This window comes from Pseudophaeobacter leonis (assembly GCF_002087335.1).
GTDB lineage: Bacteria > Pseudomonadota > Alphaproteobacteria > Rhodobacterales > Rhodobacteraceae > Pseudophaeobacter > Pseudophaeobacter leonis.
In genome coordinates this window covers 1-21,272 of record NZ_MWVJ01000062.1, presented here as the reverse complement: position 1 = coordinate 21,272, position 21,272 = coordinate 1, and the positions used below count along the sequence as shown (strand labels likewise).

Here is a 21,272-nt window from a genome sequence, read left to right as displayed (position 1 = left end):
CCAAAGGTCTGGGCAAAGACTGCGCCCTGCTGACCGATGGCCGCTTCTCCGGCGGCACGTCGGGCCTGTCCATCGGTCACGTCTCGCCCGAGGCGGCCGAGGGCGGCACCATTGGTCTGGTTCAAACCGGTGACAAGATCGAAATCGACATTCCGAACCGGTCGATCAATCTGGCGGTCTCAGAAGAAATCCTCGCCGAGCGTCGCACAGCACAGGACGCCACTGGCTGGAAGCCCGCAAAACCGCGCAAGCGCAAGGTCTCAAAGGCCCTAAAGGCCTATGGCATGCTGGCCACCTCCGCCGCCAAAGGCGCCGTTCGCGAGTTGCCCGAGGACTACGACGCATAAGCGCCCTCAGGGATGATTGAAAGGCAGGCTCCGGTGGGTATTCACCGGGGCCTGTTTCATTTTCAGGCCTGTCTCATTTTGAGACTGGCTTCAAACAGGCTGCACAGCAACGGTACGCAGCCGCGCCGCGCGCCAGCGCGGCGCCCGGCCCAACTGGGCAAGGGCATTTTAATGCCCACAGGACGGGCGGGAGCCCCCCCTTTTTTTGCAAGGCTACTCACCTAGCTTGGCATGGACCTCATCAAGATCGATTTCACCAATCGGCATCTTGTTGGCTGGGTTTTCAAAATCATATTTGAACAGCTCAAAGTCGCGTTTGTAGATCTCATAGATCAGGTGCATCGACAGGTCGTCGAAATAGTCCTCAACCGGATGCGCCCGCTTGGGTCCGTGCCCCTCACTCTCATTGAACCGGGGGATACGGCTCAGATCAACCGCATGCGGTGTGTCAATGGCGTCCAATACATCCTGCATGCCGTCGTTAAAGGCCTCGGTCCAAAAGATCTTGTTGTAGCGCCCCCCATTCCAGATGAAGGTCGAAACATGCCCCGACATCGCTGACCAGTGAATATCCGGATCCATCGGGCGGCGAAAACGGATGCTGTCGCGCACAAACAATAGAAACCGGCGGAAGCTCTGGATCTGGTCGAACTCCTGCTTGCCATCGTCGCCACCAACCTCGATGCCATATTCATACATCAGCTTGGGCACCAGATTGCCGCGATAGCGCTTGCCGTTGCGCTGAATGCCGCAGATCTTGTCAAAGAACGAGCTCAGCACCCGGGTATAGGGGTTGCGCACGCAGGTAAACGCATAGGTTTTCTGCCCCAGCACATTGCGGCTGATTGGTCCCTGACTGTGATCCAGCGCCCATTTATGCAGCCCGTCTTTCGCATCATGGATATCGCCGTCAAAAAACTGCCCGTGATCAGAATAATAAAGGATCTGGCCAATGGTCGAGCAGGCGCATTTTGGCACCACACGATAAATAACGCTCTCGGTTTCGGTCATCCAGGTGCCCGGAAATCCCATATAAGCCATCCTCCATATGCGCAGCTCTGACTGCACAATCCACATCTCAGCAGAAAATTCAAATAATCTGGTTTATTCAATGCGCTCCCGCCCTTATCAAGGAGACAATTAACTCATAACAGGGTGCATCGTCTCCAAAATGGCAAAAACTGCGTATATTCTGCTCTGCCACAAGGATCCCGAAGCGATCATCCAGCAGGCCGAACAGCTCACAGCGGCCGACGACTACATGTCCATCCACTTTGACCGCAGCGCCAGTCCAGCGGACTATGCCAGTATTCGCAAAGCCCTGGATAGCAATCCCAACGTCTGCTTTGCCAGCAAGCGGGTCAAATGCGGCTGGGGCGAATGGTCTCTGGTTCAGGCCACCCTGCACGCCCTGAGCAGCGCCATGGCTGATTTCCCCCGCGCTACACATTTCTACATGTTATCAGGCGACTGCATGGCGATCAAAACCGCTGAATACGCCCATGATTTCCTCGACCGCCATGACAGTGATTTTGTCGAAAGCTTTGACTTTTTCGAGAGCGACTGGATCAAAACCGGTATGAAGGAAGAACGGCTGATCTACCGTCACTTCCTGAACGAGCGCAGCCACAAGGCCCTGTTCTACGCCAGCGTCACCCTGCAAAAGAAACTCGGCCTACAGCGCAAGATACCCGCCGACCTCCAGGTGCAGATTGGCAGCCAGTGGTGGTGCCTGCGACGGCGCACCGTTGAGGCCATCTTCGATCTGATTGAAAAACGGAAAGATATTATCCGCTTCTTCCAGACCACCTGGATTCCGGACGAGACCTTCTTTCAGACCCTGGTGCGCCATCTGGTGCCCGGATCTGAGATCGACAGCCGCACACTGACGTTTCTGATGTTTACCGACTACGGGATGCCGGTGAATTTTTACAATGATCACTACGATCTGCTGCTCAGTCAGGATTTTCTCTTTGCCCGCAAAATCAGCCCCGATGCAAAAGAGCTGAAACTGCGTCTGGGTCGCCTCTACGCCGCACAGGGCGTCAGCTTTCAAATCTCCAACGAGGGGCGCAGCCTCTACAAATTTTTGGCGCAGCGCGGCCGTATTGGTCGGCGGTTTGCCACCCGATTCTGGGAGAAGGAAAGCTCGCTTGGGCGCGAACGCGAGTTGATGATTGTGGTCTGCAAAAAGTGGCAAGTTGCCAAGCGCCTGATGCAGCAGCTGCGCAACAGCACCGATATCCCGGCCATCGACTACCTCTTTCATGAAGAGGGTACCCCCTTGCCGGACCTTGGCGGTATTGAGGCCTCCCTGGGCAAACGTACCCGGCACCGGCGGGCCCTGATGCGTATGCTGTTTGAGTATTTTGACACCGACCGCCTTGTCATCTGTTTGGACCCTTCGGCGCTGGATCTGATGATCGACTTCAACTCGGATCGCTCAACAACGCGCACCTTGCAGATCGAATGTGAATTTGACGATGACTATCTGGTTGCCCATGCCAACCGGGTTGGCCTCGCAGGTGAGCGCACGCCGAAGCAGACGCTGGACCGCCTGCTGCCGACAATCCGCAATGATATCTTCTATGAGGCCGACCGTATTCGCGATGCAGGCTTTGCAAACTATACGGTCATCCGCGAGGCAGACAGTGTTGCAGACAATGCAAAGCGCCTGATGCAGTTCTTCAGCCTCCCAGAGGAGGCAGCCACAGAACTGGCAGCAACCCGCAACCTCTTTGTTGACTAGGCCACGGGAGGGGCGTTGCCCGGCGTTGGCTCATTCTGGCCTGACAAAACTGGCCTGAGCGATCTGGCCTGACCGAACTGGCCTGACAGAACAAGCCGGCCGTCCCCAAAGGACCCAGCCAAACTTGCCTCAGCTTCCCCAGCTGCCAAACCACCGGCGCAGACGGCTGCGGCTGTCAGAAATCGAGTCGCCGGCGGTATAGAGGCTGTCTTCGACATTCTCTAACAGGGGATCAATCCGGTCCCGGCGGAACCGGCGCCAGCGGGTGTAAATCGCCCAGAACAGGGCCGCCAGCAGTGTCAGAAAGACGATATTGAACCAATTGAGCGGCTTATCTTCAGGGCCCCGTGACGGGCGTGATCGAGATCGCGTTGGGAAAACTCGACAGGAAGATGCTGCGCCGGCCATAATGCAAAACGGAAACCCACTCAGGGTCGTCTTTGGTCGAAATCGCGTCATTGGCCTCGGTATAGAGGTTGGCCGTGTCGAACTTGAAATAGGGCGGCCAATGCCAGCCGGTATCTTCGTTGCGATAGACCATTGCATCGCCACCGGCATTGAACGCCTGAATGAACTGTACATCCCGCGTCACTGCCGCCTGTGACTGGTTGTCAGGCGTAGACCAGAAAACGCGTTTCCAGGTATCCAGCTCCTGGCGTTCCTCATAGGTGCTGACGATCCGCACCACATCATACTGCGGCAGGGTATAGTGCAGGAACGCTGCGAAGCAGCCCCAGACAGTGATCAAAAAAATCCATTTGATATAGGCCATCACACAGGAACCTCAGCTAAAATTTATCACATAGATTATCAGAGCGATCGCCCCCAATGGCAGGATATAGACCAAAAGGACCAACCGGCGCCGAAAAGAGTGGTCGTACTGGTTTAACCCCCGCTGGATGAAGGCCTGCCGGTCTCCGGTCAACCCCTTGTCTTTCCAGCGGCGCTTCAGCTTGGCGCGACGTTGCTCGCGGGAGTAGAGCGAGACCGCAGCATAGATCAGGGTCAGGACCACAACCAGCAGCAGCACCAGACGTAGAAAGGTAAACATTTCGGCTCCTTTTTCTGGCACAAACTGCGCCAGAGCGCACTCTCTTCTGGCGCGGTTGAGGCACAAGACATCCTTCGGCAGAGATCCCCGGCTGCGGGTGTGATCCACCCCGATTGAATTATGCCCCAGGCAAGTCCGCAAGGCCAGAGCGACACAGCATGACGCCTTTGCCAAATTACCACTATGAAACGTTTCATATTTTGCCGCGCAAGGCACTGCTGATGTGACACACGCCAGAGTCCGATTGGTTTAAATCCCGGACAGAGAGAGAGGCCCTACTACATCACCGCGCCGATTTGCCAAGGCACAAATTCATTGTCGCCAAGGCCCAGCGCCTCTGATTTTGTTACCTCTCCAGAGGCCACTGCGCCAATGTGGTCAAAGATTTCCTGACCCTTCGCTGCAATGGAGACGCCAGCCGACACAATATCACCGGTGTTCAGATCCATGTCGTCAGGCATCTGTGCAAACAGTTTGTCGGATGTCGCAACCTTCAGTGTCGGGCTCGGTTTCGAGCCAAAGGCAGAGCCGCGTCCGGTTGTGAAGACCACGATCTGCGCGCCGCCTGCAATCTGGCCGGTGGCGGAAACCGGATCATAGCCCGGCGTATCCATAAAGACAAAACCAGCGGTGCTCACCCGCTCGGCATAGTCATAGACGGCCGTGAGCGGCGTAGCACCCGCCTTGGCAACGGCGCCCAGTGACTTCTCCAAAATCGTCGTGATGCCGCCTTGTTTGTTTCCGGGGCTTGGATTGTTGTCCATTGAGCCACCATTGTCAGCCGCGTATCTCTCCCACCACTTGATTTGCGCGATCAGCTTTTGCGCCACAGCGGCAGAGCTGGCCCGGCGCAACAACAGTTGCTCGGCGCCGTATATTTCCGGTGTTTCAGACAGGATGGCTGTGCCGCCCTGCGCCACGATCAGATCGCTTGCCACACCCAGCGCCGGGTTTGCGGTGATCGATGAAAACCCGTCGGAGCCGCCACATTGCAAAGCAATACGCAGGGCTGACATGGGGTGCGGCGTCCGGCGCGCCTGATTGACCCCTGGCAGGAGCGAGAGAACATGCGCCTTGATGGCATCAATCGTCGCCCGGGTGCCGCCCATGGCCTGAATGGTCAGCGCATGAAACCGGTCGGTGCCCGCCTCGCCAAAATGCGACTGCATCCGCGCGATCTGCATCACTTCGCAGCCAAGCCCGACAAACACGGTTGCCCCCACATTTGGATGGGTGGCGTGGCCCCACAGAACCCGATCCAGAATGTCATAGCCGCGCCCGCTTGCGGCCATGCCGCAGCCCGTGCCATGCGCCAGGGCCACGATGCCATCGACATTGGCATATTGCGCGATCACTCCCGACAGCTCCAGCTCGGCCGCGGCGCGTTTGATCACCGTCGCAGAGCAATTCACCGTCGCCACCAGAGCAATGTAGTTGCGGGTGCCCACCCGCCCGTCAGCGCGACCGTAACCCTGAAAGGTTAGCGCCGCGCGTTTGGGAATAGCCTTAATAACAGTCTCTAAACCCTCTCTGGTCGCATAGTCCTGACGTGGGTTGGCAAAGGCACAATTATGGCTATGCACATGTGCGCCCTGGGCAATGTCAGCGGTCGCCTTGCCAATGAACTGGCCAAATTTGACGATGGCTTCGCCGGTGGCAATGTCACGGCGTGCGATCTTATGGCCGACCGGGACCGCAGTACTCAGCGACGCGCCGGCTTCAGAGGATCTTCCCCTGCCTCGGCGCGTTTTGTCAGCACGGCAACAGTGTCGCTTGGGTGCAGGATCAGTGGCTCAAACATGCGACAGGCCGCTGATGACACCCCGTAGCTCTGCCAGTCCACGCAGCCGTCCAATCAGCGGATAGCCGGGAATGAGATCGCGGCTCAGGTCAGACAACATATGGTGGCCATGATCCGGCCGAAAAGGGATGTCATGCCCCTGTCGCGCAGGCACATCTGCAGCGCGCCGCCGGGCCTGTTCAGCCAAAATCACCTTGATTAGAGCCACCATCTCCGTGTCGCCCTCCAGATGTGCCGCCTCTTCAAACGAGCCATCCGGATCCTTGCGCACATTGCGCAGGTGGGCAAAATGGATGCGACCGGCAAAGCGGGCAGCAATCGCCACCACGTCATTATGCGGGTTCGCACCCAATGAGCCAGAACACAGCGTCAGCCCATTGGCAGGGCTGTCATTGGCAGCAAAAATCCAATCCAGATCTTCCTGGCAGGACACGATACGCGGCAGGCCCAGAATGTCGCGTGGCGGGTCATCCGGGTGCACCGCAAGCCTGATGCCAAGATCCTCGGCAGCTGGCAGGACCTCACCGAGAAATCTTTTGAAGTTGCTGCGCAAAACGCCCCGGTCGATGCCCTCATGGGCGGACAGGGCAGCCCGCAGGCCCGCGCTGTCGTAGCGATCAAATGCCCCCGGCAATCCCGCCATGATCGCCGCCAGCAGCGCCTGCTGGTCATTCTGCGTGGCCTGCTGAAACCAGATAGCAGCCCTGCTCAGCACCTCTGGTGGGTAATCCTGCTGGGCAGCGTCACGCCCGATCATATGGATTTCAAAGGCCGCCATGCGCACCGCATCAAAGCGCAGACAGGTGGCGCCATCTGCGCAGGGGGCCGCCAGATCCGTGCGTGTCCAATCCAGCAAAGGCATAAAATTGTAGCAGATCGTCGTCACGCCCTCAGCTGCCAGATTGGCCATCGACTGACGGTAATTCGCAAACAGAGGCGCAAGATCTCCTTCGCCGCGTTTGATGCGCTCATGAATGGGCAGGCTCTCGACAACCTGCCACGCGAACCCAGCCTCGGTGATCTGAGCCTTGCGCGCCCGGATCGCAGTCGCAGGCCAGATCTCACCATAGGGAATATCATGCAGGGCTGTGACAATGCCCTTTGCACCGGTCTGGCGAATTTCAGCCAGTGAGATCGGGTCAAACTCGCCATACCAGCGCCAGCTCTCCATCATGGCGTCACCCCCGCACAAAGTGTGCCCCGAACGCCGGCCCTCCATAACGTGGACGCGGCTTCGGTGACGGGGTCTTGCAGTTTCGCGGCCAGATCGGCTGGGAAAATCTCTCGCACAGCGAGCAATGAGGTGACCAGCTCTTCTGGGGTTCGGGCGGCATCTGACAGCTGGCGCAGCCGCTCCGCAAGGGGGTCTTTCACGTCTATCGGCGCTCCCTTTTCATCGGTTCCGCCGACATAGCGCATCCAGGCCGCCACCGCCAAACAGAGCATCGGCGCGGCGCGGCCTGCCGCCAGAATGTCTTCCAATGTGCCCAGAATGCGCTGTGGCAGCTTCTGGCTACCATCCATGGCAATCTGCCAGGTCCGGTGCCGGATGTTGGGGTTGGCGTAGCGATCACGCAGCGCCTGCGCATAATCCGCAAGGTCGACGCCGGAGGGAGGCGTCACCGTTGGCATGATCTCAGACCAGAGGGCGCGTGCATAGGCGTCAAAGATGGGGTCAGCAATGGTCTCGGCAATGGTCTCATGGCCTGCCAGATAGCCGGTATAGGCCAGGGCCGAGTGGGTGCCGTTCAGCATCCTGAGCTTCATATGCTCATGGGCGCTGACATCGCTCACCAGCTCAACCCCGGCCGCCGCCAGATCCGGGCGCTGGCGTGCCACAAAATTATCCTCTACGGCCCATTGGGCAAAGGGCTCATGCATTACAGGTGCCGCATCCCGGTAGCCGGTCAGGCCCGGCAGATCTGCGATGTCAGCCGCCGTTGTTGCGGGGGTGATACGGTCAACCATGGTGCAGGGAAAGCGCGCGTTGCTGTCAATCCAGGTAGCCAGATCCGGGTCAATCAGACCGGCAAATTCAGCCACCAGCCCCTGCAATAGGTGGCCGTTTTCCGGCAGGTTATCGCAGCACAGCACGGTGAACGGAGGCAGGCCAGCCCCGCGCCGCATCTGCAGGGCGCGCACAATATAGCCAAGCGCCGAGACCGGCAGATCATGGCTCAGATCATGCTGGATGTCAGGATGGTCAAGGTTCAGCGCCCCCGTCGCCGGGTTGTGGCAATTAGCCCTTCTCCGTCACCGTCAGCGACACAATCTTGACTGCAGGCGCGCACATTACCTCCAGCACCCGCTGCGGCTCTTCCGGCGCCACCAGCACCTCATTGAGCACTTCGATGACGCGCGGGGTTGCGCCATTAGGGCCCAGCGAGACAGAGGTATAGGCCCAGCCCTGCCCCTGCAGCGCATCGCGCGTCTCAGCACTGCGCAGGGAGACGCCGACAATGCCCCAGTCACCGCCCGAGGCCCGCATGGCATCCGCGATATAGACGCAGCCAAAGGCGCGAAAAAAGGCGCCAAGCCCCAGATGCACAATGCCCGTCGCCGGGCGCGGGGCGTTCGAGGCCGCCAGAGGCGCGATGGCCTGGCGTTCACGTGTCAGGTGCTCAACGGGCAAGCCAGCCTCCATCAACATTCAAAGTGGCGCCGTGAATGTAGCCCGCAGCAGGCGTGCACAGATACACAGCAGCACCCGCAATGTCAGAGGGCTGCCCCCACCGCCCCGCTGGAATACGGTCCAGAATTGCTGCGTTGCGGTCAGGGTCTGCCCGCAGGGCCTCGGTGTTGTTGGTCTCGATATAACCCGGCGCCACGGCGTTTACATTGATGCCCTTTGTGGCCCATTCATTTGCCAGCAGCTTGGTCACGCCCGACACACCATGTTTGGAGGCGGTATAGGAGGGCACCCGGATGCCGCCCTGGAAAGACAGCAGCGAAGCGATATTAACGACCGCGCCGTGAGTTCCTGTGGCAAGAACCTCGCGCGCAAAGGCCTGGGTGGTGAAGAACAGCGCCTTCAGGTTGACGTCCATCACCGCGTCCCAGTCCTCTTCTGAAAAATCCAGCGCATCGGCGCGGCGAATGATGCGGGCGTTGTTCACCAGGATGTCGATGCCTTGGTCGGCAAACAGGTCCTGCCCCGCCATTGGATCGGCAAAATCGACCAACACGGACGAGGCAGTGCCACCGGCCTGAGTGATCATTGCGACGGTTTCGTCACAGGTGCGGCGGCCGGCGCAGATGACCTCTGCGCCCGCCTGCGCCAGACCCGTTGCGATGGCCTGACCGATGCCGGTGTTGGCGCCTGTCACAAGCGCGCGGCGACCTTCGAGTGAAAGCGGGTTGCTCACCGCAATGCCTCCATCGGGATCATATCCATGTCGGAGAAATCAACGTTATCGCCGGCCATTGCCCAGCAGAAGGTATAAGAGGACGTGCCTGCGCCGGCGTGGATCGACCAGGGCGGCGACAGAACCGCCTCTTCATTGGCCATAATGATGTGGCGGGTCTGGTCGGGCTCGCCCATCATGTGAAAAACCCGCTGCCCCTCAGGCAGTTCGAAATACAGATAGGCCTCCATGCGGCGGTCATGCAGGTGGGCTGGCATGGTGTTCCAGACCGAGCCCTCGGCAAACTGGGTGTAGCCCATCAGCAACTGACAGCTCTGGCAGACTTCGGGATGCAAAAGCTGGATGATGACACGCTCGTTGGCGGTTTCGCGTGATCCCATCTCGACGCGGCGTGCATCGGCCAGTTTGATCAATTTGGTCGGATAGCTGTGATGCGCCGGCGCCGACAGAATATAGAACCGCCCGGCGCCGGCAAAGCTGACAGCCCCCGCGCCCATCCCCACATAGAGCACCTCGCCGTTTTCCACTGTGTAGGTTTCGCCCCCAACGCTGACCGTGCCGGTGGCCCCAATATTCAAAACCCCCATCTCGCGGCGCTCCAGGAAGTTTGCGGTGCCGGTTTCTGCCATTTTCTCTAGTGTTAGAGCCTTACCTGCGGGCACTGCAGAGCCAAGGATCATGCGGTCATAGTGGCTATAGACCAGGTTGATCTCACCCTCGGCAAACAGCCCGCCCACGTGAAAGTGATCCCGAAGCTGGTCGGTATCCAGCGTCTTGGCGGTGGCGGGGTCGATTGCATATCGTGTCTGGGTTTTCAGCATTGTTCAGGTCTTTTCTTTTCAAAGGAAATCATCGCGACGCGGCGTGAAGGTGTCGATGAGCCTGCCCGCCTCAAGACACAGACAGCCGTGCGTCACATTGGAGGGAATGATCAGGCTGTCGCCTGCGCTCAGATCGTAGTCGGAGCCGTCCATATGAAACTGAAAGCGACCGCTTTCGACAAAGGTGGACTGGACGTGGGGGTGGTTGTGAAGCTTGCCTTCAGCCCCGGCCTGAAAGCCAAAGGCGACAACCATCAGCTCGGGGTTTTCGGCCAGCACCTGGCGGGTGACGCCCTCATCAGGGGAGGTGATTGGATAGCGCATGCGGGATCCTCAGTGAAACAGCGACGGCAGCCAAAGCGACAGCGCCGGAATGTAGGTGACAACCAAAAGCGTAGCGATTGCCGCGCCATAGAACGGCCAGATCGAGCGCACAGCATCCCAGACCGGAATGCGGCCAACCGCGCAGCCCACAAATAGCACGGCTCCAACAGGCGGGGTGCACAGGCCAATGCCGAGGTTCAAAATCAGGATGACGCCAAAATGCACCGGATCGACGCCAAACGCCGTGGCCACCGGCAGAAAGATCGGCGTGGTGATGACGATCAGCGGCGACATATCCATGAAGGTGCCCAAGATCAGCAAAACCACATTGAGCAGCAGCAGGATGACAATCGGATTATTTGACACGCCCTGCAGCGCTGCCACCATCGACGCCGGCACCTTGGTGTAGGCCAGCAGCCAGCCAAAGGCCGCCGCACAGCCAATGACCATCAAAACCATAGCCGTGGTGCGCACGGCGGCAAACGTTGCCTCAACAAAGTCATGCCAGCTGAGGCTGCGATAGACAAAGAACGTGATGAACAGGGCATAGACGACGGCAATGTTTGACGATTCAGACGCGGTGAAAATACCTGACCGGACGCCACCAAAAATGATGGCCACCAGGATCAGACCCGGAGCCGCTGAGACAAACAGCGTGCCGATCATCCGAAAGCCCTGAAAGGGCTGCACCGGATAGCCCTTGCGCACCGCGACCCACCAGGCGGCAACCATCAGCGCCAGCGCCAGCAGAAATCCAGGAATAATGCCTGCGGTGAACAGATCCGCGATAGAAATGCGGCCACCGGCGGCGTTGGAGTAGATAATCATGTTGTGCGAGGGCGGCAGCATCAGCGCGATGATCGAGCTGACAACGGTAATGTTGACCGCATAGTCGACGTCATAGCCGCGCTCTTTCATCTGCGGCACCATCAGCCCGCCAACCGCCGAGGCATCTGCCGCCGCCGATCCTGACACGCCGCCAAACATCACCGAGGACAGCACGTTCACCTGACCAAGACCGCCGCGCAGATGCCCGACAAAAGCTCCGGCAAGTGCCACCAGCCTGCGGGCAATATCGCCCCGCACCATCCGATCACCAGCAAAGATAAAGAAGGGAATGGCCATCAGGGCAAAGACCGAGATGCCGGAGTTCAGCCTCTGGAACACCACGACAGGCGGCAGGCCAAGGTAGGCAATGGTGGCAAAGCTGGAGACACCAAGGCAAAAGGCCACCGGCGTTCCGATCAGCAGCAAAAAGGAGAAGGTGCCAAAAAGGATGTAGAGTTCCATGTCTATTGCTCCACCGGATCTTCGCCGAAACGTGCTGTTGGCAGGCCGGACGCGCGGCGGGCCACGCGCTCTATTGAAAAGAGGAAAATCAACCCGCCGCCAACCACCAGGGGCGCAAAGTCAAATGCGCCTGAAATACCAAGACTGGGCAGCATATTGCCCGCCGTCTTGGCGGCCAGTTGCCAGCCGTACCAGATCATCCCGAGGCCAAAGCTCGCGAGACGACAAGATCAGACAGAGAATACAAAAACAGCTTGGTGCGCTCAGACACGAGGTACAGGATCACGTCAAAGGACAGATGATACCCCTCGCGGATCCCAACGGCGGCGCCCAGAAAAATGAACCAGCCCATGATCATGACCGAGGCGGGTTCGGTCCAGATAATGCTGTCATTCAGAACATAGCGCCAGAAAACCTGGGCCGCGATCAGCGCGGTCATGAGGACCAGCCCGCGCCCGCTCCCCAAAGGGCGGCACGGGACACAAATCCGATCCCCACGGCCAATGATCTCATCGTGTCTTTCACTGAGCAGTCTTTCTACATAAAAAAGGCCCGCACCCCCAAAGGGTACGGGCCCGTGGGAAGAGTTATTCAGTTGCCTGAATATCAGCGACCATCTGCTGCAGGACGGGCGAAGTCACGTATTTTTCATAGACAGGCACCATCGCCTCGATGAACGGCGTCTTGTCGATGTCGGTGATGATTTCAACACCGGCTTTGCGCACACGTGCCTCTGATTCCAGCTCACGTGCAGCCCAGAGCTTGCGCATGATTGGCACCGCGTCGCGGGCGGCCTGACGGACCAGCGCCTGATCTTCGGCGGTGAGCTTATCAAAGCTGGATTTTGCCATGACCAGAACCTCGGGAACGATCAGGTGCTGATCCAGGGTGTAGTATTTAGCAACTTCAAAATGGCCCTAGCTGTCATAGGAGGGCCAGTTGTTCTCGGCGCCGTCGATCACGCCGGTCTGGATCGAGGAATAGACCTGACCATAGGGCATGGGTGTGGCATTCGCCCCCAGGGCGCTGACCATGTCGACAAACATATCCGACTGCATGACGACGGAATTTCAGGCCCGCCATATCTTCCATCGAGGTGATAGGTTTTTGCGAGTTGTAAAAGCTGCGTGAGCCGCCATCAAAAAAGCCCAGACCGATCAGGTCGTGGTCGCCAAAGGCTTCAAGGATTTGCCCGCCAACAGCGCCATCCATGACCTTGTGCATGTGCTCACCGAGCGAAAGATATAGGGCAGCGACGGAATTTGGGTTTCTTCAATGATGTTGTTGAAGGGCCCAAGCGACACCCGGTTCATGTCGATCACGCCAAACTGCGTCTGCTCGATGGTGTCTTTTTCTTCGCCCAGCTGCGCCGAGTGAAAGACCTCGATGCAGAGGCGCCCATCGGTGCGCTCCTTCAGCATGTCGCCCATGGCCTGCACTGCGGCAACTGTGGGGTAGCCTTCGGGATGCGTGTCAGAGGACCGCAAGGTGATCTCGCAGGCCGTGGCCGCCGATACCATTGCGACGCTGGCCAGCAGTGCGGCACCTATCGTTTTTGTAAGTTTCATGTTTTTCCTCCCAGAAAATTTGCTCACTCAGAGCTTGTACGCCTGTTTTGCCAGGCCATAGGCGAGGTCTTGTGCAACCTCGCCTGCTTCGTCTGCGTCCAATCTGCCTGTGGCGACCAATGTGGCCAAAAATGAACAATCTACGCGCCGCGCCACATCGTGTCGTGCGGGGATGGAGCAGAACGCGCGGGTGTCGTCGTTGAAACCGACGGTGTTATAAAAGCCTGCCGTCTCGGTCACCGCTTCGCGGAACCGCCTCATGCCTTCGGCGCTGTCATGGAACCACCAGGGAGGGCCCAGTTTCAGCGCGGGATACACACCAGCCAAAGGCGCCAGCTCGCGCGCATAAGAGCTCTCATCCAGGGTGAACAGAATGATGGTCAGGCCGGGCTCTCTGCCTACCGCGTTCAGCAGCGGGCGCAGGGCCGAGACATAATCCGTGCGGGTTGGAATATCGAAGCCCTTGTCGCGACCAAACTTTGCCATCACGCTGTCGGAATGATTGCGAACGGAGCCGGGATGAATTTGCAGAACCAACCCGTCGTCCAGGCTCATCCGGGCCATTTCGGTCAGCATGTGACCGCGAAACGCATCCGCCTCTTCGGGCGAACATCTGCCTTGCAGGGCCTTGTCAAACAGGGCAGCGGCGACCTGTTGCGACAGGTTTTCGGTGCGCGCGGTGGGATGCCCATGGTCCGAGGATCTGGCACCAAAGCTTTTGAAAAAGGCGCGGCGATTGCGGTGCGCCGCAAGATACCCTGCCCAGGTGCTGGTATCTTGACCAGACATCTCGCCCAGCGTCGCAACATACTGCGCAAAGCCTGCAAACTCAGGATCTACAACCGAGTCAGGGCGATAGGCCGTGATCACGTTGCCAGACCAGCCACTGTCGCGGATCATCCTGTGCCAGTGCAGATCGTCAATGGCGCTTTCGGTGGTTGAAATCGCCTCAATGTTGAACCGCTCAAACAGCGCACGGGGACGAAAGGCCTCTTGCGTCAGGCAGTCGGCAATCTGGTCATAGATGGCATCGCCCGTTTTGGCCGACAGACGCTCAGTTACGCCAAAAACTTCCTGCAGCACATGGTCCACCCAAATGCGCGAGGGGGTGCCGCGAAACAGATGGTAGTTCGCGGCAAACAGGCTCCAGATTTTACGGGGGTCCTGCTCGGTGTCACCACCATCTTCGCGGGCAATGCCAAGGGCCTCCAGCGGAATACCCTGACTGTGCAGCATACGATACAGATAATGATCTGGCGTCACCAGCAGCTGCGCAGGGTCCCGAAAGGTGGCGTTTTCAGCAAACCAGCGCGGGTCTGTGTGGCCATGCGGACTGATGATCGGAAGAGCGCGAACGCCCTCATACAGCTCTCGTGCAACTCCGCGAACAGCTGGATCTGTCGGCAACAGCCTATCGTCATTCAAAAGTCCCATTGCACCCTCCCAGGGCTCCAATCCTCGAGTCACATCGGGCTGGTTAACTAATATCCTAGGCTGGCAAAACTAACCTGTCAACTAATAACCCAGTTGCAGGAAGCATGCGAAAGAGTGTAAGTATACAGAAGTCACGCCAAGTTAGAGGGAACAGTTATGGACAACGCCGTACAGCAAACAGACGGTGATTTGCCTCTCACTCAGCTGCGGCCAATCACCCCGCCAACGGTGGCGGATCATGTCTTTGAAGAGCTGCACGCAAATATTTTGTCGCTGGCGTTGCCACCGCGCACCAAGATCTCGGAAGCCGAGGTTGCCAAAAAGATGGGTGTCTCACGACAGCCCGTCCGTGAGGCGTTTAAGCGCCTGGCAAAGCTGGGCTTTCTGCTCATCCGCCCGCAAAGCAGCACAACGGTGAGCCTGATTTCCGAAAAAGCCGTGCTGCAGGCGCGCTATATTCGGGCTGCATTGGAAATCCAGACCTGTCGCACCGCCTGTGAGAAAATCGACGCGGACGGCCTGGCCGCCCTGTGGTCTCTGATTGAGCAGCAACGCGAAGCTGTTGCCCAGAATGATCGCAAAAAATTTCACGCGCTGGACGACCAGTTCCACCGCGAAATTTGCCTGCGCTCAGACCTCGACTATGTCTGGGATCTCATTCACGAAAGCAAAGGACACAGGGACCGGATCAGGATGCTGTCGCTGACGACCTCATCGCAGCGCCTTGCTCTGGAAGAACATGTAAAGCTGATCAACGCGATTTCGGCGCGCGACACCGATGCTGAACCGCCTGCATCACCTCGCATCTGAACCGAATTCTGATCCTGATCGACCAAATGAAAACGGAAAATCACAACTGGTTCATGGACGCGGGCGACTGACCCCTATCATTGCAACAGACAAAGCAATGCGGGAGATGCCCGCCTCCTCGCCAGCCCTTTACCCATGCACCACGCCGTCTCGGCCAACACAGGTAGCATAATCACAGGCGGCATAATCACAGGATGCGTGACGCACCCGAGACCCATTTTGCACAATTGTCCGACTGCAGAACCCTGCCTAAATCACTCCCCTTGATGACACACATCGACAACGACCTTGCCGATCTGCTGGTTGCTTTCCAGATAGCGGTGCGCGTTCACGATATCCTCAAAATCAAACACCTTGTCGATCAGCGGCTGCAGCGCGCCGGACGCCAACCCATCCAGGATAAAGTGCTTCGCGGCGTCCAGTTTTGCATCGTCTCCGACAATTTCGGTAAAGACATACCCACGCATGATGAGGCTGTTGCGGATCGCGTGGCGCAACGGGAAATGGGTCGGCGCAGCATCCAACATCCCATGCGAGACGATGACCCCTCCAGCGGCCATTCCCGCCGCGATGACCTCAACCTGCGGGCCACCAACGGCATCAAAGGCGACGTTCAGGCCGCGCGCGCCGGTGATCCGCGCCAGCGCCTCGCCCAGATCCTCGTCCCGAACCGAGATAACATAGGGGGCACCCAGATCGAGAACCGCCTGCTTCTTGTCGCGGCTGATGGTGGTTGCGATCGGGATTGCACCAACCAAAAGCGCGATCTGGATGGCGGCGATTCCGACGCTGCTTGAGGCTGCGGTGATCAGGACATAATCCCCTTTTTCCAGCCCCCCCGCCTCGATCAGCCCGCCATAGGCAGTAATATACTGCATCCAGGCCGAGGCAGCCTCGTGGAAAGAAAGCCGGTCCGGTTTGGCCACCAGATATCGGGCCGGGACCGTGGCGCTCTCGCCGTAGGTGCCATAGCGGCCCAATCCGATGGGGGGAATGACGCTGACAGCATCCCCGGGGGCAAAGCCCGTGACCCCTTCACCAAGGTCTTCGACGATGCCCGACGCCTCATAGCCCAGGCGCGAAGGCAGCACCGCCTTTTCGATGTATATCCAGCGCCGGAACATGACGTCGGCCCGGTTCAGGCCAATGGACCGGACCCGGATGCGCACCTCACCTGCGGCAGGCGCGGCGGGGTCGGCCTGCTCGATCTGCAGCACTTCAGGGCCACCGAGGGTGTGAAACCGAACAATGCGAGTCATAGGCATCTCCAATGCGTTGGTGTTGGTCGGCAACGGCGTCAGGCCGCGACGTCGATGACAATTTTACCCGATGCGCCGCCTTGTTCGACAGCCTGATGCGCGGCAAGCGCGCTGTCCAGATCAAAGCGCCGGGGGTCAACACGCGGTTTGATGTGACCCGCCTCGACAAGGCTCGCAACCTCGCCCAGGATCTTGCCGTGATGGGCGCGAAGGCTACCGCTCATCATCGGGAGCAGGACATAGACGCCCGACAACGTTGCTGCACGCAGGGAGCCGGTGGCAAGGCTGTGCTGGCCGAACGCCGCACAGCTGACCACGTGACCATAGTGTGCAACTGCCTCGAATGAGGCATCCAGAATATCACCGCCGACGGTATCATAGACGATGTCAAAGCCGTTGCCATTCGTATGTTGGCCGACATAGCCCGGAACGCTGGTTGTCGTGATATCGATAGGGGTCGCACCAAGTTCGCGAAGAGTTTCAAGGCTACGTGGCCGCGCAGTTGCAAAGACCTGCGCTCCCCGTGCGCGGGCGATCTGGATGGCCATGTGGCCCACACCCCCGGCCCCGGCCTGCACCAGAACCTTGTGGCCGGGCTGCACATCGGCGCGGTCGATCAAGCCTTCCCATGCGGTCAGGGCAACGAGAGGAATGGCTGCAGCCTCGCGCATCGATATATTGCGGGGTTTGAGCGCCAGCAGATCGGCGTCGACCGCCGCAAATTCGGCCAGGGATCCCGCAAGGCCGCGTACGCCACCGGTCAGGCCATAAACTTCGTCGCCGGGTTTGAACCTCGCCGCGCCCTCCCCCACGCCGTCCCCGACGGCCTCGACCACCCCGGCAAGGTCAGTGCCCAGCACAGCGGGCAGTTCCGGCATCGCATAGGGGGCTTCGCCTGTGCGGATTTTGTAGTCGATGGGATTGACGCCCGAGGCTTTGATCCGCACCAGAACCTCACCTGCTTGCGGAACGGGGCGAATAATCCGGGCCGGGCGGAACGCGCCTGTCGTGTAGTCGTCTAGCATCAAGGCCTGCATGGTCGGAGTTGTCATGGGAAAGTCCTGTTCATTTTTCATGTGTGCTGCGCACAACAATGGTCCCGGCCCTTTCGGGTCGGATACGATACTTCAGTGGGATGGTTTCAGGTGTAAATGCTCTCGGAGCGGAGCTTAGCCGGGGATCACTGAGCCAGTCGCGCCCTCGCCCGGTTGCGCAGCCAGTGCCCCGCCTGAACCGGCCAGAGGTCGAAATCGAGCGGGTCGGCCCCGAGGGCCGCGCGGGCATGCAGCGGCCAGTTCGGATCATTCAGGGCTTCGCGTGCAAGCGCCACAAGATCGGCGTGGCCCTCGGCAATCAGGGCGGCTGCTGCCTTTGGGTCGTCGATCAATCCCACAGCCATCGCAGCCATGTCGGTCTCGCGGTGAACACGCGATGCAAACTGCGTCTGGTAATCAGCGGCCAGAGGCGGCTTTGGATAAGCAACCCCGCCTGAGGAGCAGTCGACCACATCGACCCCAAGCCGCTTAAGCCTGCGGGCAAATTCGACGGTATCATCGCCGTTCCAGCCTCCCTCAGCCCAGTCGGTTGCGGACAGGCGGACGAAAACGGGGCGGTCAGCGGGCCAGATCTCGCGGACGATCGAAACGATCTCGAGCGGAAAGCGAAGACGGCTGTCAAAGTCGCCCCCGTGGTCATCGTTGCGCAGGTTGGCCAGTGGCGACAGGAAGCTGTTCAGCAAAAACCCATGCGCCGCATGAACCTCCACGATCTCAAACCCTGCTTGCAACGCACGTTCTGTGGCGCGGCGCCACTGGCCGCGCATGACCTCAAGATCGTCTTTGGTCATCGCATGAGGGGTTTGCCAGCCGTCTCGGTGGGGAATTGCGCTCGCGGCGATGACCGGCCAAGGACCTTCGCCCCGCGCCGCCGCATCCGCATCAGTAAGCGGGCCGTCGCCTTCCCACGGGCGCTGCGCCGCCGCCCTGCGCCCTGCAGGGCCAAGCTGGATCGCTGGAACCGCGCCGTTATCCTTTAGAAAGCCCGCGATCCGCTGCAGCGGCGCAATCTGGTCATCGTTCCACAGGCCCAGATCGCCGTGAGTGATCCGCCCCTCCGGCGACACCGCCGTCGCCTCGACAAACACAGCTCCGAACCCGCCAAGCGCGAACCGCGCTAGGTTGGCAAAATGCCAGTCGTTGGCCACTCCCTCTTCGGCGCTGTACTGACACATCGGCGACACAACAAGCCTGTTGGTCAAAGTGGTGCCCCGCAGTTGCAGCGGCTCAAACAGGGAATTGGTCATGGACTGATCCTTGAGTTGGCGTTTCGGGTCCAGGGCCGACATGGCGTGATGTCGGCCCTGGGAAACATTGGTCAGAATTCCTGCACGGTTGGGCGCAGGATGATTTCATTTATATCAGTATCCGCTGGTTGTTCGATTGCAAAGGCAATGGCGCGGGCCACCGACGACGCCGGAATCGCCTGCTTATAGAACTCGCGTACAAAGTTTGCGCTTTCCTCGTGCGATGACCCCTCGGGCAGGTCGGACTGGATCGCGCCAGGTTCGATTGATGTTGTGCGGATGTCAGCGCCGGCCTCGATCCGCAATCCTTCCGAAATTGCCCGCACAGCGAATTTTGTGCCGGAATAGACCGTGCCGCCGGGTGCGAACACCTTGACACCCGCCGCTGATGACAGGTTGATGAAATGGCCCGAGCCCTGTTTGCGGAACACTGGCAGTGCGGCGGCGATGCCGTACAGCACACCCTTGATGTTAATGTCGATCATCCGGTCCCACTCGTCGACCTTGGCCTCGTCCAGCGGCGCGATGGCCATCAGGCCCGCATTGTTAACCAACACATCAATACGGCCAAATTTTTCCATGGCGGCGTCGATCATCGCCTGAACCTGAGCGCTGCTGGTGACGTCGGTTTCGACCACCAGAACCTCAGCGCCCAAGGCCGTGATCTCGGCCCCCACTGCCTCCAGCTTGTCCTTACGGCGCGCGGCCAGCACGAGTTTTGCACCGCGTTCTGCCAGATGACGCCCCGTTTCGGCGCCAAGCCCACTGCTGGCCCCGGTGATAACAACGACTTTGTTTTTGATATTGTCACTCATTGGATGTCTTCCTTCACTATTGAACAAGGCGCATTCACTGCGTTCGTCTTGATGTCGTGAAATTAGTGCCGCATCAGACAAGTAAGAAGATACGTTTCGCCCAACAACTTGCCTATTTCTGCTTCTGGAAAGACTATGATGGCAATAGCGCCCAAGCTGGCTAAACTGAAATCTGTGTCTTTCAAATGTTGCCCATTCAGGAGTTCGTCGTGATCGAAGATCCCAGCGCCCACATGCTTGCCCATCATTGCGGACCTCAAAACGCGGGCGTGATCCCGACCAAAATCGACGGGCTACGCATGTTCTGGGGGCGAGAAGGCAGCCCCGCTGCGCCGTTGATTTATGATTCCGGCATCGTTCTGGTCTTTCAGGGACGCAAGGTCGGCTATCTTGGCGATCGCCAGTTCATCTACGATCCAGCAAACTATCTGGTCCTGACAATGCCCGTACCGTTTGAGTGCGCGACAGAGGCGACGCTCAAAGAACCCCTGTTCGGACTCTTTGTCGATCTGCGTCGCCAGGATTTGATTCCTCTTATCGCTCAGATGGAGGAAGCAGGGTTTCAGTTTCCCGACTGCGCCGCGGGCGAATTTGGTCAAGCCGTTGCACCAGCGCCGGTTTCACCCGAGATGGACTGTGCCGCGGGCCGTTTGCTGCGATCGCTCAGCGACCCGGTTTCAACTGCTTTGCTTGGCCCGCAACTGCGCCGTGAGGTCTTGTATCACGCCCTGCGCGGCCCGCGCGGCCCCGCATTGGTGGCGCTAACCCGGTACGCCACATCCGACGACCGCATTGACCGCGTTGTGCGGACGATCCAGCGTGACATTGCGCGGACTGTCACCGTCGATACCCTGGCAGGAGAGGCCGGAATGAGTACCTCGGCGTTTCACAGGACGTTCCGCGAGACAACGGGCCATTCGCCTTTGCAATACCTCAAGCGCATGCGCCTGCACGCCGCGCGCCGGATGATCGCTTTTGACGCCGCGCGCGTCGGCGATGCGGCGCATCAGGTTGGCTATGAGAGCCTGTCGCAATTCAGTCGTGAATACCGGCGTTTGTTCGGCGAACCGCCTACCTCGGCAAGAGCCAGCGCCAGTACCTCACCCGAAGCCTTTGTTGAGCCAATGGTCGTCTTCGCGCCTCACCCCTCAAAGCCAAATTGATAGAACCACCAAATCGGCCTCACATGCGCTTTTGCTAACAGGCAGGGAACAATATCGCCGGATCATACACGCAGTGGCCGCCCTAGCGGACCTGAGCAACTCTCTTACATACCGCCGAGCCTCCCGCGCTTGAGCTTCGTGGTAAGCTATTGGAGATGCTGAACATAACAAAG

Annotated in this window: 18 protein-coding genes and 5 pseudogenes; 4 read left to right on the top strand and 19 right to left on the bottom strand. The window is 59.1% G+C overall.

The features are described from left to right. Positions 1-347 (top strand): annotated as a pseudogene (locus B4968_RS14500) (dihydroxy-acid dehydratase domain-containing protein); the annotation flags it as partial. A gap of 213 nt (positions 348-560) precedes the next feature. Here the strand turns inward: B4968_RS14500 and B4968_RS14495 are convergent. Beyond that, positions 561-1,379, bottom strand: coding sequence for a sulfotransferase family protein (locus B4968_RS14495; protein ID WP_083100104.1), 819 nt, complete (start codon positions 1,377-1,379; stop codon positions 561-563). Between the two features lie 139 nt (positions 1,380-1,518). On the opposite strand from B4968_RS14495, the gene B4968_RS14490 reads away from it, so the two are divergent. Next, entirely contained in the window at positions 1,519-3,096 is a 1,578-nt protein-coding gene (locus B4968_RS14490; protein ID WP_083100102.1) for a DUF5928 domain-containing protein, read from the top strand. A 129-nt stretch (positions 3,097-3,225) separates the two neighbouring features. On the opposite strand, the pseudogene B4968_RS14485 reads toward B4968_RS14490, so the two are convergent. From B4968_RS14485 to uxaC, 14 genes and pseudogenes are all read right to left on the bottom strand, one after another. After that, positions 3,226-3,868: pseudogene (locus tag B4968_RS14485) on the bottom strand (DUF1523 family protein). Between the two features lie 12 nt (positions 3,869-3,880). After that, positions 3,881-4,147, bottom strand: coding sequence for a hypothetical protein (locus B4968_RS14480; protein ID WP_083100110.1), 267 nt, complete (start codon positions 4,145-4,147; stop codon positions 3,881-3,883). A gap of 278 nt (positions 4,148-4,425) precedes the next feature. Continuing rightward, positions 4,426-5,730 (bottom strand): UxaA family hydrolase, encoded by a 1,305-nt coding sequence (locus tag B4968_RS14475; RefSeq protein WP_241525762.1) that lies wholly within the window; start codon positions 5,728-5,730, stop codon positions 4,426-4,428. Positions 5,731-5,940: 210 nt separating this feature from the next. Next, positions 5,941-7,122 carry a mannonate dehydratase gene (uxuA, locus tag B4968_RS14470; protein ID WP_083100098.1) on the bottom strand — a complete coding sequence of 394 codons (1,182 nt, stop codon included), beginning with the start codon at positions 7,120-7,122 and terminating at the stop codon, positions 5,941-5,943. Next, positions 7,119-8,598 (bottom strand): annotated as a pseudogene (locus B4968_RS14465) (mannitol dehydrogenase family protein). Before B4968_RS14465 ends, uxuA begins: the two are co-directional and overlap by 4 nt. Next, positions 8,570-9,313 (bottom strand): 2-dehydro-3-deoxy-D-gluconate 5-dehydrogenase KduD, encoded by a 744-nt coding sequence (gene kduD / locus B4968_RS14460; RefSeq protein WP_083100096.1) that lies wholly within the window; start codon positions 9,311-9,313, stop codon positions 8,570-8,572. The pseudogene B4968_RS14465 and the gene kduD overlap by 29 nt, the downstream one beginning before the upstream one ends. Then, positions 9,310-10,134, bottom strand: coding sequence for a 5-dehydro-4-deoxy-D-glucuronate isomerase (kduI, locus tag B4968_RS14455; protein WP_083100094.1), 825 nt, complete (start codon positions 10,132-10,134; stop codon positions 9,310-9,312). Before kduI ends, kduD begins: the two co-directional genes overlap by 4 nt. Before the next feature lie 18 nt (positions 10,135-10,152). Further along, a complete protein-coding gene (locus B4968_RS14450; protein WP_083100092.1) occupies positions 10,153-10,458 on the bottom strand; it encodes a cupin domain-containing protein in 306 nt (101 codons plus the stop codon). Between the two features lie 9 nt (positions 10,459-10,467). Further along, positions 10,468-11,748, bottom strand: coding sequence for a TRAP transporter large permease (locus B4968_RS14445; RefSeq protein ID WP_083100090.1), 1,281 nt, complete (start codon positions 11,746-11,748; stop codon positions 10,468-10,470). 2 nt (positions 11,749-11,750) lie between these two features. Further along, complete coding sequence (locus B4968_RS24585; protein ID WP_241525761.1) at positions 11,751-11,948, bottom strand: hypothetical protein; 198 nt, start codon at positions 11,946-11,948, stop codon at positions 11,751-11,753. Further along, positions 11,945-12,187 (bottom strand): TRAP transporter small permease, encoded by a 243-nt coding sequence (locus tag B4968_RS24580; RefSeq protein WP_241525760.1) that lies wholly within the window; start codon positions 12,185-12,187, stop codon positions 11,945-11,947. Before B4968_RS24580 ends, B4968_RS24585 begins: the two co-directional genes overlap by 4 nt. A gap of 148 nt (positions 12,188-12,335) precedes the next feature. Next, positions 12,336-12,806, bottom strand: a pseudogene (gene dctP, locus B4968_RS25285) (TRAP transporter substrate-binding protein DctP). Positions 12,807-12,870: 64 nt separating this feature from the next. Then, positions 12,871-13,268 (bottom strand): annotated as a pseudogene (gene dctP, locus B4968_RS25280) (TRAP transporter substrate-binding protein DctP); the annotation flags it as partial. A gap of 75 nt (positions 13,269-13,343) precedes the next feature. Next, on the bottom strand, positions 13,344-14,750 hold the full coding sequence (gene uxaC / locus B4968_RS14430; protein WP_083100088.1) for a glucuronate isomerase: 1,407 nt from the start codon (positions 14,748-14,750) through the stop codon (positions 13,344-13,346). A 156-nt stretch (positions 14,751-14,906) separates the two neighbouring features. Between uxaC and B4968_RS14425 the strand changes: the two genes are divergently transcribed. Next, positions 14,907-15,560 (top strand): GntR family transcriptional regulator, encoded by a 654-nt coding sequence (locus B4968_RS14425; RefSeq protein WP_241525759.1) that lies wholly within the window; start codon positions 14,907-14,909, stop codon positions 15,558-15,560. 254 nt (positions 15,561-15,814) lie between these two features. Here B4968_RS14425 and B4968_RS14420 read toward each other — a convergent pair whose 3' ends face one another. The 4 genes from B4968_RS14420 to B4968_RS14405 all read right to left on the bottom strand — a co-directional run bounded on the left by B4968_RS14420 (position 15,815) and on the right by B4968_RS14405 (position 19,936). Beyond that, positions 15,815-16,819, bottom strand: coding sequence for a zinc-dependent alcohol dehydrogenase family protein (locus B4968_RS14420; RefSeq protein ID WP_083100086.1), 1,005 nt, complete (start codon positions 16,817-16,819; stop codon positions 15,815-15,817). A 38-nt stretch (positions 16,820-16,857) separates the two neighbouring features. Then, positions 16,858-17,871 (bottom strand): zinc-dependent alcohol dehydrogenase family protein, encoded by a 1,014-nt coding sequence (locus B4968_RS14415; RefSeq protein WP_083100108.1) that lies wholly within the window; start codon positions 17,869-17,871, stop codon positions 16,858-16,860. Positions 17,872-17,999: 128 nt separating this feature from the next. Continuing rightward, the gene (locus tag B4968_RS14410; protein WP_083100106.1) at positions 18,000-19,121 is read right to left on the bottom strand and encodes an NADH:flavin oxidoreductase/NADH oxidase; all 1,122 of its coding nucleotides are present in this window, start codon (positions 19,119-19,121) and stop codon (positions 18,000-18,002) included. A 71-nt stretch (positions 19,122-19,192) separates the two neighbouring features. After that, a complete protein-coding gene (locus tag B4968_RS14405) occupies positions 19,193-19,936 on the bottom strand; it encodes an SDR family oxidoreductase (RefSeq protein ID WP_083100084.1) in 744 nt (247 codons plus the stop codon). A 209-nt stretch (positions 19,937-20,145) separates the two neighbouring features. On the opposite strand from B4968_RS14405, the gene B4968_RS14400 reads away from it, so the two are divergent. Beyond that, the gene (locus B4968_RS14400; protein ID WP_161492595.1) at positions 20,146-21,099 is read left to right on the top strand and encodes an AraC family transcriptional regulator; all 954 of its coding nucleotides are present in this window, start codon (positions 20,146-20,148) and stop codon (positions 21,097-21,099) included. Positions 21,100-21,272: the final 173 nt, after the last annotated feature.

Excerpts from the sequence above, each read along its gene's own strand:
- B4968_RS14425 (WP_241525759.1), top strand. The coding sequence starts at position 14,907 with ATGGACAACGCCGTACAGCAAACAGACGGTGATTTGCCTCTCACTCAG.
- uxuA (WP_083100098.1), bottom strand. The coding sequence starts at position 7,122 with ATGATGGAGAGCTGGCGCTGGTATGGCGAGTTTGACCCGATCTCACTG.
- B4968_RS14445 (WP_083100090.1), bottom strand. The coding sequence starts at position 11,748 with ATGGAACTCTACATCCTTTTTGGCACCTTCTCCTTTTTGCTGCTGATC.
- B4968_RS14415 (WP_083100108.1), bottom strand. The coding sequence starts at position 17,871 with ATGACAACTCCGACCATGCAGGCCTTGATGCTAGACGACTACACGACA.
- B4968_RS14450 (WP_083100092.1), bottom strand. The coding sequence starts at position 10,458 with ATGCGCTATCCAATCACCTCCCCTGATGAGGGCGTCACCCGCCAGGTG.
- uxaC (WP_083100088.1), bottom strand. The coding sequence starts at position 14,750 with ATGGGACTTTTGAATGACGATAGGCTGTTGCCGACAGATCCAGCTGTT.
- B4968_RS14410 (WP_083100106.1), bottom strand. The coding sequence starts at position 19,121 with ATGACCAATTCCCTGTTTGAGCCGCTGCAACTGCGGGGCACCACTTTG.
- kduI (WP_083100094.1), bottom strand. The coding sequence starts at position 10,134 with ATGCTGAAAACCCAGACACGATATGCAATCGACCCCGCCACCGCCAAG.
- B4968_RS14480 (WP_083100110.1), bottom strand. The coding sequence starts at position 4,147 with ATGTTTACCTTTCTACGTCTGGTGCTGCTGCTGGTTGTGGTCCTGACC.
- B4968_RS14405 (WP_083100084.1), bottom strand. The coding sequence starts at position 19,936 with ATGAGTGACAATATCAAAAACAAAGTCGTTGTTATCACCGGGGCCAGC.
- B4968_RS14420 (WP_083100086.1), bottom strand. The coding sequence starts at position 16,819 with ATGACTCGCATTGTTCGGTTTCACACCCTCGGTGGCCCTGAAGTGCTG.
- B4968_RS14495 (WP_083100104.1), bottom strand. The coding sequence starts at position 1,379 with ATGGGATTTCCGGGCACCTGGATGACCGAAACCGAGAGCGTTATTTAT.
- B4968_RS24585 (WP_241525761.1), bottom strand. The coding sequence starts at position 11,948 with ATGATCTGGTACGGCTGGCAACTGGCCGCCAAGACGGCGGGCAATATG.
- B4968_RS14490 (WP_083100102.1), top strand. The coding sequence starts at position 1,519 with ATGGCAAAAACTGCGTATATTCTGCTCTGCCACAAGGATCCCGAAGCG.
- B4968_RS24580 (WP_241525760.1), bottom strand. The coding sequence starts at position 12,187 with ATGACCGCGCTGATCGCGGCCCAGGTTTTCTGGCGCTATGTTCTGAAT.